Genomic DNA, 11,976 nt, shown 5'->3' on the forward strand with positions numbered 1-11,976 from the left:
CACCCCTCCGGCAGCTAACCCGTGATCGCCTTACTGGGCGACGCTGGTCATCAGCGCCCTTACGGCGGCCGCGTCATAGACCGGATCGACCTTGATCTTGCCGGAAATGACGTCTTCGCGCAGCGTCTGGATTTCCGCCCAGACATTGTCCGGAATGGCGGCGGTTTTCAGCAGCTTCACCGAGTCGTCCTTGAGGCCGATCGTATAGTGCTTGGTGCCGAACGTGTCGGCCTTGATGTCGGCGATCATCGCCGCATAGACCGGCTCGATGTTCCACACCACCGACGACAGCAGGAAGCCCTTGTCGATCGGCGATTTGTCACCGATGACGTCGATGAAATAGACCTTGCCGCCATCTGCTGCCTTGGTCGTCTCGACCGCCTGCAGCATGCCGAAGCTCGAACCGTTGCCCTGGCCGAAGATGATGTCGGCGCCCGACGCGATCACGCTTTCGGTGACCCGCTTGCCGCCGGCCGCATCGCTGTAGGCGGCCGGTCCGATCACCGCATAGGTGATCTTGACGTCCGGGTTTTCCGCCTTCACGCCTTGCGCGAACGCCGCCGACTGCGAATTCCATGATGGCGGTTCGCCCGAGACGACGATGCCGACCGACTTGGAGCGCGACATCTTGGCGGCGAGACGGCCGGCGAGATAGGCGCCCTGGTGGCCACTCAGCGTGTAGTCGGCGACGAGACCCTTCTCCAGGCCGTTCGGCGTGTCGACGATCGCCACCGGAACCTTCAACTCCTTGGCGATTTCAGGCGCCGAGGTGTTGTAGCCGCTGGCGTGGGCGATCAGCAGGCTGGCACCGTCTGACGCAAGTTCCCGCAGGGTCGGACGAACGTCGCCATAGCCGAGGCCCTGGGCCACGACCACTTCGATGCCGGCGGCCTTGCCAGCCGCCTTGGCGGCGTCGATGCCTTGCTGGTTCCAGCCGTAATCAGTGCCTTCTTCGGGTGTCAGGATGGCGATCGACTTGACTTCGCCAGCAATCGCGCCACCCATCAAGATACCTATCAGTATAACTGCACTTACGCTGCTTTTAAGAATCTTTAACATGTTACCCTCTCTGTTGATTTGCCAATCAATATTCTTATTGTTATTGCGCAGAAGCGAGGTAGACTGCCTGATAAAGTTTACCCTTGGAGTTCAGGCAAAGTGAAGATTCGTTATGTTCTCCCTGTCGCGCTGGCGTTCACATCCTTCGCCAACGCGGTCGAGTTGCACCATGTCATCGTCCGCAAGGGCACCGACGGGCTCGACATGGTGCCGTTGACGATTTCGAATGCGAGCAAGGAAGGGCTGTCCTGCAATGCCGACTTCGCCCACTGGTATTCGGCAGGGATCGCGACGGTCGAGCCGGGCAAGAGCGCCCGCGTCGAGCTCTGGTTCGACGCCAAGACCGGCACGTTCACGATCCTCAACGACAAGCGCGAGAACCTGCCGGTCGAGCGGCTGTGGTGCGGCCTGTCGGGCCGCGCATATGCCACACGGGTGCAGATCACGCTTGACCGCAACGACGCGGCCAAGGGAGCGCGCGCCGTGTCCTGCGGCGTGGAGCGGGACACGCTGGCGTGCCGGTAGGCGCTCATCGATCCGTTGGCCCGCGACATAGCGCGGCCTACTCCTTGGCCAGGAATTTGTCGGTGAAGACGTCGTCCGCCGACAGGGCCGCCTTGAGCACGCCCTGATCCGTGAGCGTCTTCAACGTTTCCTCCCACTGCGTCTTCGTCATCCAGCCGAGGCCGTGTTCCTTGGTGTCCGGGCTGGTGAAGGTCGACGCGATGTCGGCGTTGATCTGCGCCAGAAGCACGTCTTTCTTGTCGGCGTAGCCGGGTGCGGCCTTGGCGGTGATCTCGGCTGCCTCTTCGGGGTGTGCCACGACATAGTCGAAGGCCTCCCTGTACGCCTTGACGAAGCGGGCGACGATTTCGGGCTTGTCCTTGATCATCTTCTGCGAGGTGAACAGGCCTGAGCCATAGGCCTTCCAGCCATGGTCCGAACCCATCATGATGCTGAGCGAACCGGGACCGCCGGCCTTGGCCTCAAGTTCGGGAACCTCGGCGTCGACATAGCCGACCACCGTCTGGACCCGTCCCAGAAGCAGGTAGCTTTCATAGGGCGGCGAGACGCTGTTCAGCGTCATGTCCTTCTCGGTCAGGCCATTGGCCGCCAGGAAGCCCTTGAAGAAGATGTAGGTCGAACCGGCCGGATGAATGCCGATGGTGAGACCCTTCAGATCCGCCGGCTTGGTGAGCTTCATCGTCTTCGCCAGCGAGATGATCGCCAGGGGCGAGTGCTGGTTGACGGCCGCCAGCGCCACGACGGGAACATTCTGCGACCGCGCGACGGCAAGCGTGGGAAGATCGCCGAAACCGAAATCCGCGTTCTCATTGCCCACCAGCCGCATGGCGTCCGGCGAGCCCGACCCCTTGCGGATCTCGGCGACGTCGATGTCGTTCTTGGCGAAGAAGCCTTTCTCCTTCCCGACGAAGAACATGGCGTGGTTGCCGCGCACCACCCAGTCGAGCTGGACGTTGACCTTGTCGGCCGCCAGGGCCACGCTGGAGAAGCCGAGTGTCCCGACACACGCCGCAAGCGCGGCTGCCTTGATGAGTGAGCGTCTGAGCATTTTTGTTCCCTTTTTCGTTTGTTGAGAGCGGACCTAGGACTGGCTGAATTTCGGCGCCCATGGCACCACGATGTGTTCGAGAATTTCGGCCGCGTAGTAGAAGGCGATGCCCAGCACCGAAACGAGGAGCAGGGCAGCGAAGACCAGCGCGGTATCGAGCTGGGTCGAGGCGAACTGGATGACGTAGCCGAGCCCGTCCGAGGCGCCGGCGAATTCGCCGACGATGGCGCCGATGACGCTGAGCGTCGCGGCGATCTTGGTGCCGGCCATCAGGTTGGGCAGCGAATGCGGAACGCGGATCCTGAACAGGATCTGCGTGCGGCTGGCGCCGACCGAATTCATCAGCGACAGCAGCGAACGATCGACCGACTGCATTCCCGCCAGCATCGACAAGGTCACCGGGAAGAAGGCGATGACCAGGATCAGGCCGATCTTGGGCGCGAGCCCATAGCCGAACCAGAGGATGAAGATCGGTGCCAGCGCCACCTTGGGCACATTCTGGAACAGCACCACCAGCGGATAGAGCGCTCGCCCCAGCCAGTCGAAGCGTACGATGACCAAGGCGATGGCAATGCCGACCACGACAGAGACAAGGAATCCGAACAGGATCTCGCCCGCCGTCACCAGCGTCGCCTGCATCAGCGTTCCCCATTGCGCGACCAGCGATTGCGCGATCTCGGACGGAGCGGGAATGATGAAGGCGGATATCGCGAAAATCCGCACCACGGCTTCCCACACCACGATCGTCGCCAGCAGAAGGATGACCGCGGGAAGCCAGCTGCCGGTCGCTGCGCCCCAGCTGGAGGCAAACCGCGACTCGGGCCTCGACTCGGAGAAATTGGTGACGGGTTGATCGCTCATGATGCGTCTCCCGGTTGATGGCTGGCGCGCAGCATGGTGCGCAGTTGAACCACGAGCCTGACGAACTCCGGATCCTCGGTGACCGTCAGGTCGCGCGGATAGGGCAGACCAATGTCGAGGCTTTCGGTGATCCGCCCAGGCTTGATCCCCAGCACGTGGACATGGCGCGACAGGTGAATGGCCTCATCTATCGAATGGGTGACGAGCACGATGGTCTTGCCGGTGCGCTGCCAGATCTCCAGCAGCGACTGGCCCATGGCATCGCGGGTAATGGCGTCGAGCGCGCCGAACGGCTCGTCCATCAGCAGCACCGCCGGATCGAGCGCCAGGGCCCGCGCGATGGCGACGCGCTGGCGCATGCCGCCGGACAATTCATGGGGGCGCTTGTGGGCACTGTCGCCCAACCCCACCAGTTCCAGCATCTCCTGGCCGCGCCCGCGCAACTCAGCGCGCGAGAGCGACTTGTCGGCGATACTGAGCAGCATCGATGCGTTGTCGACGGCGTTCTTCCAGGGAAGCAAATTGGCGTCCTGGAAGACGAGGCCGATCATGCGCTTGCGCGCCGCTTCGACCGGCGAAAGCCCAGCGATCGAAACGCTGCCGCTCGTCGGATTGACAAGCCCGGCCAGGACCTTGAGCAAGGTGCTCTTGCCGCAGCCGGACGGACCAATAAGGGACACAAACGACCCCTTCGGCACCGAAAGATCGATATTCTGCAGAACCAGCTGCTTGGCCATGACCACCGACACACCCTTGGCGGAGATCAGGTCGTCATGGCGGATATGGGCCGGCCGGCCGCCGGCCGCTCGAATGGTTTCAACGCGCATGGCTTGCCACCTCATGCACTGCCGTCAGCCTCGACCGCACCGTCCAGTCCCCGACGGCGTGCCTGTCTTTGTGAGCTCGATAAACCATTGGCTACTCCCGGCCTTCCAGGATGCGTCGCACCGCGACGAGTTTGCGCGCCCTTTCCCCTTGCAGCGCCTTGGTCTGCTCGGGCGTATAGGAGAACATGCCCTCGCCCGACTTGATGCCGAACTTCGACGCGTTGGTCTTTTCCAGCACCATGGGCGCGACATCGCCGCGATTGGAGAGATCGGCGTTGAGGAAGGACGAGACGGACTTGTAGATATCCAGCCCCGCCATATCGAGCAGAGCCATCGGCCCGATCACGGCGATCTTGTAGCCGATGCCCCAGGACACGCAGGTGTCGAGATCTTCCGGATCGATGACGCCTCGCTCGACGAGGTCGACCGCCTCGCGCAGCAGCGCATAGAGCACGCGGTTTTCGACGAAGCCTGGAACATCCTTCTTCACCACCACCGGCAGCAAACCCATCGAGCGGATGAGGTCGCGGATCGTCGCCACGGTTTGCGGCGCGGTCTTCTCGCCGGCGATCACCTCGATCATCGGGATGATGTGCGGCGGGTTCGACCAGTGCATGCCGACCATCCGCTCGGGATGCGAGATATGCGCCTGCAGCTTGGTGATCGGGATACCCGACGTGTCGGACGCGACGATCGTATCCGGGCCGATCAGGCCGTCGACGGTGCGATAGACATCGGCCTTGACCGAAATGTTTTCAGGAACGTTCTCGATGACGAGGTCGGCGCCGGATATCGCATCGCCGATATCGTCGGTGAAGCGAACCGTCCCGACGCCGGCCGACGGTGGCGCGATGCCCAAGGCGTCCAGAACGGTCTCGGCCACGCTCAGCATGGATCGCGCGCGCTCGATCGCTGCCGGGGCAACATCGTAGGCGACCACCTGCAGGCCGCCTCTGGCGAGCCGGGCGGCCATGCCCGGCCCCATCGTACCCAGGCCGATGATGGCGATATTTCGGATCATTGCACTGCCCTGCTTTCTTTTGAGCTCGCGATGAGGTCGGCGGCCTTTTCGGCAATCATGATCACTGCGGCGTTGATGTTTCCGCAGACCAGGTCGGGCATGACGGAAGCGTCCACCACTCTAAGCCCGTCGACGCCGCGAACCCGCAATTGCGGGTCGACGACCGAGGCCGCATCGGCCCCCATCCGGCAGGTCCCGGCCGGGTGATGCACGGTGATGGAGGTCTTGCGGATATGCTCGTCGATCTCGTCGTCGCTCTGGCACTTCGGACCGGGAAAGAACTCCGCCTCGATGAAGGGCTGCATGGAGGGCTGCGCGGCCAGATCCCTTGCCACCCGGAAACCGGCCCGCAGCGACTCCCAATCCTTCGGCGAGGCGAGGAAGTTCTGGTGGATCAGGGGCGCCGCGGAAGGATCGGCCGAGGCCAGTTTCACGGCTCCGCGGCTTTCGGGCTGCGTCGCCACGATGCGCGTTGCGAAGCCGTCCGCAAACGGCGCCTTGAACGGCTTGAAGTATGGCCATGCCGCAAGCGGCGCCGCCGTGAAGAGCAATTGCACGTCCGGCAATGGTCGCGCCGGGCCGCTCTTGAGGAAGGCGACGACACCGCCGGGCACGTCGCCCGAAAAACCGCGTCCCGTGAGGTAGGTCTTGACGAAATCGAAGCCGATGCGATCGGCACGCATGTTGCGCAGGAAAGGGCCGCCCGGAGCCCGGCGCCGGTACATGAGGATGACCGAGACGTGATCCTGCAGGTTCTTGCCGACCGCCGGCAGATTGACCCGCGTCTGGATACCGTGCGCGGCAAGCTCATCCTGCGCCCCGATACCCGACAGCATCATCAGTTGCGGCGTGTTGATCACGCCGCCGGCAAGCAGCACTTCCTTGCGGGCGAGAACCGTACGTTCGCCACCGCGATGGTTGATGATGACGCCGGTTGCGCGCGCACCCTCCAGTACGATCCTGGTTGCGTTCGCTTCCGTCAGAACGGTCAGATTGGGCCGCTTCAGCACCGGCCGCAGATAGGCTGACGCGGTCGAGGCGCGCCGACCTTTCGAAATCGTCATCTGGAGGCGGCCGAACCCTTCCTGCCGCTCGCCATTGTAGTCCTTCGTCTGCGCATAGCCTGCCTGCACGCTGGCTTGCGCGAAGGCGTCGATCAGCGTGTCCTTGTAGCGGCAGAACTGGGTGCTGACCGGGCCGGCGCCGCCGCGATACTGGTCCTCGCCCCCTTCCCAGCTTTCCTGCTTGCGGAAATACGGCAGCACCTTGTCGTACGACCAGTCGCTGAGACCTGTCGCCGCCCAACGATCGTAGTCCCCGCGATTGCCGCGCACATAGGCCATGGCGTTGGTCGACGATGATCCGCCAATGACCTTTCCGCGCGCACACTCGACCCTGCGCCCGCCTACATTGTCTTCCGGCTCGCAGAAATACATCCAGTCATGGCGGCGCTCGGTCAGGATCTTGCCCCATCCAAGCGGAATGTGGATCATCGGATCGCGGTCCCAGCCGCCGGCCTCCAGCAGCAGCACCGAACATCTCGGATCGGCGCTCAGCCGGTTGGCGAGCACGCAACCGGCCGATCCGGCTCCAACGATGATGTAATCGTAACTTTCCGCGTGCGGCATGGTTTCATTGCTTTCGTCCGACGCCCCGGCGCCAGAGAACTAGTGCGATTGAGGCTGGAAAGTCCTGGCCGACACCAGGCTTCCCAGCTGATGTTCAAAGCCTGATGGACATCAGGCGAGGCCTGCTTGCCTGAGGCGCTGCGACCAGTGGTTCCATCCTCGATCGATCTGGGCGCCGACGAGTTTTCCTGCCGTCTTGATCTCGCCCGGCGACAGGTATTTGACATTGCCGATCTTCAAGCCGGCGGTGAGCGCTGCTGCTTCCTGCTCGAGATAGAAGGCCCGGAAGACGACCTCCCGCACGGAGTTGCCTACATTGACGACGCCATGCCGCGCCATGAGAACCACGGTCTGGCTGCCGAGACGCTCGGCGATATCAGCGCAAACGTCTGGGCTGCCGCCGAAGAGATCCGTTTCGTCGCCGTGCTTGTCGCGAATCTCGTAGACCGGGACCGACTCGCCGATAAAAGCTCCCATGTGGGTGACCGGCCGAAGCGGCGTGTCGACGAAGCAGTACGGCAGGACAGCCGGAGAATGGGTGTGGAGTACACACTGAACGTCGGGCCGCGTTTTGTAGATCTCGCTGTGGATGTACCGCTCGAGATAGGACGGCCGGTTGTCCGAGGTCTCGCCATCCAGATTGAAGCGTTGGATGTCGTCGACGGTGATCAAGCTCGGGGCCAGTTTCTGCGCCAGGAAGAAACTAGCGGGATCCTCGGGGTCACGGGCACTGATATGCCCGAACGTATCCATGATGCCTTCGTTCAAAAGGATCTTGGTCGCTGTGACCAGCTCTTCGAAGACCTTCCGACGCACTGGGCTGTTGTCTGTCATTTCCAAATTCTCCCATTGCGGCGATGGCGACCATTCTTGTTGTTGTTATCGGTCGCCAGGGCCGCGGATTTCACTTGTTTTCGTAGATGCCGACGATCCGGTTCTGCTCGATGATGTTGCCGGCGTATTTCTGCAGGAACTCCTCCCTGGTGGGCGTCCCGTCGACCTTCGTGTCCAGGGCATAGACCCAGAAATAGTAGTGATGCTCTCCATGGCCAGCGGGCGGCTGGGGTCCGTAATATTGCTTGCCGCCGGCGCCGTTGGGTCCCACGCGGAACTTTTCCTGTGCTCCAGAAAGATCCGTCGTCGACGGATCGATGCCGTAAACTACCCAATGCGTGAAGCCATTGGGCAGGGGCGCGTCGGGATCGTGGCAGATGACCGCAAGCTCTTTCGTCCCTGCCGGGACGCCGCTGACCCTAAGCTTGGGCAATACGTTGCCCTTGTCGCCGGCATGCTCGTCGCGCATTTTCCCGAGCGGCTGGAAATCCGCTGACGTAATCTTGAGGTCCTTGATGTTCAGGGGCATGGAATTCGTCCTTCAGTAACTTCGATCGAGCTAGGCGCCGGCCTTGAGGTCGGCGACGGATTTGCCGCCGACGCGCTGGTGCACGCGCGGACCCGATGCGACGGCGACGCAGATCAGAAGTTCGTCCGGGCGCGGGGCATCCGGCACGCAAAAGGTGACGGCATCGTAGTGGGAACGGATGTAGAGCTCGTCCTTGTGGGCAAGCGGGATATCGATGGTCGTGCCGGCGACAGCGACCTTGCTGACCGAGGAGATCCAGGCCTTGCCGCCCCCCACCTGCTGGCGCAGCGGATCTCCGAACACCGTGGTGATGCAGGCGACGACATGTTCCTGTTCGCCTGATGTACCCGCGATACCGCCCTTGCCATAGCTTTCGACCGGCCTGTTGCCGAGCAGCGCCACCGCCCTCTCGCCGAGCGCATGACCGATCGCTGCACTCGGATTGGTCAGATCGGACAGTTCGGCGACGAACTTTCCGGCGAAGGGATTGCGTATGACAACGCCAGTCGCGACTTTGACGAGGGTTTCGCCAGGCGTGCCACCGTCATGCCGGCTTTCCTGGACCGAGGAATACCATCCCCTGACATCATAATCTCTTTCGACTTCACTGGAATAGTTCATCTTTATCTCCTGAAAGGCGCGCGCTGTTTCCGCACGCACCGATTAATTCGTTGACCTGCTCGCCCGACGCTACTGCGGCCACGAGTAGACACGGCGCAGCGGGTCGTAGCGGGCGGCTTCCAGCGCCGCCGGCGTGAACATGTTTCCCTTCGAGAGCGAGCGGTTCGCCGCATAGTCGCCAGACAGGGCCTGGCAGCGATCGGTGATCGGGCGAATGCGCGTCTCCCAAGCGACCAGCGCATCCTCGACCGAAGCGCCCTCCTCCAGGTCCTGCGACAGGCTGAAGGCGTTGACCATCGCGCAACCGGCGCCCTGGGCAAGAGCCGGGCACATGGCATGCGCGGCATCCCCGACAAGGGCGACCTTGCCTCTTGTCCAGCTATCCAGCTTGGTCGTTTCGTACTTGTCGTACCTGGCGGTTTTCAGCTTGGCCGCCTCGACCAGGCATGGCTCCAGGAAAGGAAACATCTCGACCCAGACTTCGAGATCGATCGGAACGCTCGATCCACGAGGATCGGCGGCCGGAGCCATCAAGCCGAGGTAGAGCTCATTCTCATTGCAGGGCGAATAGAGAATCCGCTGAACACGCGGCCAGAAGTTCCACATGTCGATGGTATTGTCCCACTCGCCATGACCGAGCTCTTTCTTCATGCGCGGGACAATCAGCCGGATGAGGCCATCTTTCGAAACCCAGCGATCCTGTTTGAAGCCGATGGAATCCCTGACCTTGGAACCAACGCCATCGGCGCCAACGATCAGGTCGCCTTCGAGAACCTCGCCGGTCTGGAGGGTCAGGCGCCCTTCCGGGTCGGCGGCGACCGCCTCGGAATTGACGCGGATGTCGACGCCCAAGGCGCGGGCCCGGTTGACCAGGGCATCGTGCAGGTGGCTGCGGGTCATGATGCGCCAGGGGAGACCGTTGAACGTCTCCTTGGAAACCGACTTGTTGTGCATCCAGGTCTCGTAGGTCGGAGGCGTGTGCGAGCCCTGGAGAACATCGTCCAAGGCGCCCAGCCCTTCGAGCACGCGAAGGCCATTGTGCCAGAGATAGATGCCCGCGCCGAATGCCCGCAGTTCCGAGCTCTTTTCGTGCAGCCTGACATCCCAACCCTTCTGCTTGAGAGCGATGGCGGCCGTCAGCCCGGCAAAGCCGCCGCCGGCTACCTCGGCACGACGCGTTTTACCCGGAGTTTTGTTTAGATTGGCCATTTTCTATCCTGATGCTGCGTGCAAGAAGACGGCGCTTGGCCGTCAGGCGTCTATGAAGTTGGTGATGGCTTTCAACGTGATCTCGGGAGACACCTCGTTGACGTAGTGGTCGGCGCCCGGAACGACGACGACAGGCAGATCGGGCCGCAGTCGGCTTGTCTTCGCCAGCGCCGCCGCCGAAACCAGCTTGCTCGCCTCACCCCGAACGATGAGGACGGGCTTCGTCACGTCTCGGTAGGCGGGCACCAGATCCGATCGCAGGCCCTTGGCGGACTGCGCCATGGCCGTGGGCGATGCCAATGGACGCAATCCGCCGTCGACCGGCTGATAGCCGCTTTCAGCCCTGATCCTGATGGCGTCGGCGGGAATGTTCGGATAGCGGCCGGCTAGGTATGCTTCGACGGCCTTCACATCCTCGAAAAGCTGGCTCCCCGCGTTCACGCGCGCTTCCAAGGCGTCCAAGGCGTCGGTCTCGATGTAGGGCGTAAAGTCGATCGCAACGACCGACCGCACCAGATCCGGGTATTTCGTCGCGGCCGTGACGGAGTTTCGAGCACCAAGCGAATGTCCGACGAGGATGGCACGGCCGCGATCGAGCGTACGTATCAGGCCGGCGATGTCGTCCGCGTAGTCATTCGCCTCGTAGCCGGTTTCCGGCTTGTCGCTGAGGCCATGCCCCCTCTGATCAACCGCAATCGTCGTAAACCGGTCCGAAAGCCGGATCATCAACGGTTCGAAGACGGCGGAGTTGGAGGTGATGCCGTGGAAGAACAGCATCAAGGGACCGCTGCCCTTCTCGCGCACGTTCAAGGTGACGCGGCCAATGTCGACGCGTCGCGAGATGAAGTGGTCGGAAGATATGTCTGCCGCCATGTCCATGATCCCTGGATCCTCGCCTCGCTGCCCATCTCCTGCAAAAGGATCATACAGACCGGGGTCACGTCAAGCCGATTGTCTGACAATCTTCATATTTGACAATCTGGCTATCCTGCTGTCAAATTTGCGCGGCGTGGCGTATGCTGCTTCAGTTTGCGACTCAAAGGCCATGAGACGTTACCGATGCCCCCAGATTTGAATTTGCGAATTTCGCCACGGACCGTGCAACGGGAAACCGTCGACAAGTTACGGCTGGCGATCTTCTCCGGGTTGTTCCAGCCGGGAAGCCGCCTCATCGAAAGTCAACTGTGCACACAACTCGGCATCAGCCGCCCCTCGCTGAGGGAGGCTTTGCGCAGTCTTGAGGCCGAGCGCCTGATCGAGATCGTGCCCAACCGCGGGCCGTCGATACCGGCACTTTCGTGGGAGGTGGCAACCGCCATCTACGAGGTTCGAGAGTTGCTGGAAGTCGAGGCAGCAGGACGATGCGCGTTAAGGATTTCCCCGGAACAGTTGCGTGAACTCGAGAAATCGCTTTCCGCGTTCGAAGAGGCAGCATCCAGCAATGACAGCCTGGCGCAGGTCATGACCGCCGCGGATTTCTATTCGATCATACTGGCGAATTGCGGCAACCCTATCCTGGAGGAAGTCCATCGCGGTCTGGTGGCCAGGATCAGCTTCTTTCGAGGACGATCGATGTCCCTGGAGGGCAGAGCACAAAGCAGCCTGGCGGAGATGAGGGAGATATTCGAATCCATCGCCGCCGGCGACGAGAAGGCCGCCCGCAAAGCCTCCAAACAGCATGTCTTGAGGGCGAAAGCGGCAGCGAAGATATCCATGGACAACGGGATTTGAGGTCTTCGATGGACTGTCGTTCCGCCTGAAGACTCGAAGTCCTTCATGACGTTTCGGATCGGCCGAACGCGGATTCGTGCGCG

13 protein-coding genes are annotated in these 11,976 nt (G+C 62.2%); 2 read left to right on the forward strand and 11 right to left on the reverse strand.

Translation table 11 applies throughout. From position 1 onward, the window contains the following. Window positions 1-30: 30 nt before the first annotated feature. A complete protein-coding gene (locus JG747_RS29475; RefSeq protein ID WP_244748266.1) occupies window positions 31-1,005 on the reverse strand; it encodes a putative B6 ABC transporter substrate-binding protein in 975 nt (324 codons plus the stop codon). 153 nt (window positions 1,006-1,158) lie between these two features. On the opposite strand from JG747_RS29475, the gene JG747_RS29480 reads away from it, so the two are divergent. Beyond that, window positions 1,159-1,584, forward strand: a complete 426-nt coding sequence (locus JG747_RS29480) for a hypothetical protein (protein WP_027047190.1) — start codon at window positions 1,159-1,161, stop codon at window positions 1,582-1,584. A 37-nt stretch (window positions 1,585-1,621) separates the two neighbouring features. Here JG747_RS29480 and JG747_RS29485 read toward each other — a convergent pair whose 3' ends face one another. From JG747_RS29485 to JG747_RS29530, 10 genes are all read right to left on the reverse strand, one after another. Next, on the reverse strand, window positions 1,622-2,632 hold the full coding sequence (locus tag JG747_RS29485) for an ABC transporter substrate-binding protein (protein WP_027047191.1): 1,011 nt from the start codon (window positions 2,630-2,632) through the stop codon (window positions 1,622-1,624). 33 nt (window positions 2,633-2,665) lie between these two features. Continuing rightward, the gene (locus JG747_RS29490) at window positions 2,666-3,493 is read right to left on the reverse strand and encodes an ABC transporter permease (RefSeq protein ID WP_202360582.1); all 828 of its coding nucleotides are present in this window, start codon (window positions 3,491-3,493) and stop codon (window positions 2,666-2,668) included. Further along, complete coding sequence (locus JG747_RS29495; protein ID WP_019860092.1) at window positions 3,490-4,320, reverse strand: ABC transporter ATP-binding protein; 831 nt, start codon at window positions 4,318-4,320, stop codon at window positions 3,490-3,492. The genes JG747_RS29490 and JG747_RS29495 overlap by 4 nt, the downstream gene beginning before the upstream one ends. A 91-nt stretch (window positions 4,321-4,411) precedes the next feature. Then, entirely contained in the window at window positions 4,412-5,341 is a 930-nt protein-coding gene (gene fhmpcd1, locus JG747_RS29500; protein WP_202360583.1) for a 5-formyl-3-hydroxy-2-methylpyridine 4-carboxylate 5-dehydrogenase, read from the reverse strand. After that, a complete protein-coding gene (locus JG747_RS29505; RefSeq protein ID WP_202360584.1) occupies window positions 5,338-6,969 on the reverse strand; it encodes a GMC family oxidoreductase in 1,632 nt (543 codons plus the stop codon). The genes fhmpcd1 and JG747_RS29505 overlap by 4 nt, the downstream gene beginning before the upstream one ends. Before the next feature lie 111 nt (window positions 6,970-7,080). Next, a complete protein-coding gene (locus JG747_RS29510; protein ID WP_202360585.1) occupies window positions 7,081-7,803 on the reverse strand; it encodes a class II aldolase/adducin family protein in 723 nt (240 codons plus the stop codon). Between the two features lie 70 nt (window positions 7,804-7,873). Next, a complete protein-coding gene (locus JG747_RS29515) occupies window positions 7,874-8,332 on the reverse strand; it encodes a YbhB/YbcL family Raf kinase inhibitor-like protein (protein ID WP_019860098.1) in 459 nt (152 codons plus the stop codon). 30 nt (window positions 8,333-8,362) lie between these two features. After that, window positions 8,363-8,953 (reverse strand): amino acid synthesis family protein, encoded by a 591-nt coding sequence (locus JG747_RS29520; protein ID WP_019860099.1) that lies wholly within the window; start codon window positions 8,951-8,953, stop codon window positions 8,363-8,365. Between the two features lie 69 nt (window positions 8,954-9,022). Further along, window positions 9,023-10,162, reverse strand: coding sequence for an FAD-dependent oxidoreductase (locus JG747_RS29525; protein WP_202360586.1), 1,140 nt, complete (start codon window positions 10,160-10,162; stop codon window positions 9,023-9,025). Between the two features lie 42 nt (window positions 10,163-10,204). After that, window positions 10,205-11,041 (reverse strand): 2-(acetamidomethylene)succinate hydrolase, encoded by an 837-nt coding sequence (locus tag JG747_RS29530; protein ID WP_202360587.1) that lies wholly within the window; start codon window positions 11,039-11,041, stop codon window positions 10,205-10,207. 180 nt (window positions 11,042-11,221) lie between these two features. On the opposite strand from JG747_RS29530, the gene JG747_RS29535 reads away from it, so the two are divergent. Beyond that, entirely contained in the window at window positions 11,222-11,893 is a 672-nt protein-coding gene (locus JG747_RS29535) for a GntR family transcriptional regulator (RefSeq protein ID WP_010914325.1), read from the forward strand. Window positions 11,894-11,976 lie beyond the last annotated feature (83 nt).

The sequence above is a fragment of the Mesorhizobium sp. 131-3-5 genome, assembly GCF_016756575.1.
GTDB lineage: Bacteria > Pseudomonadota > Alphaproteobacteria > Rhizobiales > Rhizobiaceae > Mesorhizobium > Mesorhizobium jarvisii.

Excerpts from the sequence above, each read along its gene's own strand:
- JG747_RS29475 (WP_244748266.1), bottom strand. The coding sequence starts at position 1,005 with ATGGGTGGCGCGATTGCTGGCGAAGTCAAGTCGATCGCCATCCTGACA.
- JG747_RS29485 (WP_027047191.1), bottom strand. The coding sequence starts at position 2,632 with ATGCTCAGACGCTCACTCATCAAGGCAGCCGCGCTTGCGGCGTGTGTC.
- JG747_RS29490 (WP_202360582.1), bottom strand. The coding sequence starts at position 3,493 with ATGAGCGATCAACCCGTCACCAATTTCTCCGAGTCGAGGCCCGAGTCG.
- JG747_RS29495 (WP_019860092.1), bottom strand. The coding sequence starts at position 4,320 with ATGCGCGTTGAAACCATTCGAGCGGCCGGCGGCCGGCCGGCCCATATC.
- fhmpcd1 (WP_202360583.1), bottom strand. The coding sequence starts at position 5,341 with ATGATCCGAAATATCGCCATCATCGGCCTGGGTACGATGGGGCCGGGC.
- JG747_RS29505 (WP_202360584.1), bottom strand. The coding sequence starts at position 6,969 with ATGCCGCACGCGGAAAGTTACGATTACATCATCGTTGGAGCCGGATCG.
- JG747_RS29510 (WP_202360585.1), bottom strand. The coding sequence starts at position 7,803 with ATGACAGACAACAGCCCAGTGCGTCGGAAGGTCTTCGAAGAGCTGGTC.
- JG747_RS29515 (WP_019860098.1), bottom strand. The coding sequence starts at position 8,332 with ATGCCCCTGAACATCAAGGACCTCAAGATTACGTCAGCGGATTTCCAG.
- JG747_RS29520 (WP_019860099.1), bottom strand. The coding sequence starts at position 8,953 with ATGAACTATTCCAGTGAAGTCGAAAGAGATTATGATGTCAGGGGATGG.
- JG747_RS29525 (WP_202360586.1), bottom strand. The coding sequence starts at position 10,162 with ATGGCCAATCTAAACAAAACTCCGGGTAAAACGCGTCGTGCCGAGGTA.
- JG747_RS29530 (WP_202360587.1), bottom strand. The coding sequence starts at position 11,041 with ATGGACATGGCGGCAGACATATCTTCCGACCACTTCATCTCGCGACGC.
- JG747_RS29535 (WP_010914325.1), top strand. The coding sequence starts at position 11,222 with ATGCCCCCAGATTTGAATTTGCGAATTTCGCCACGGACCGTGCAACGG.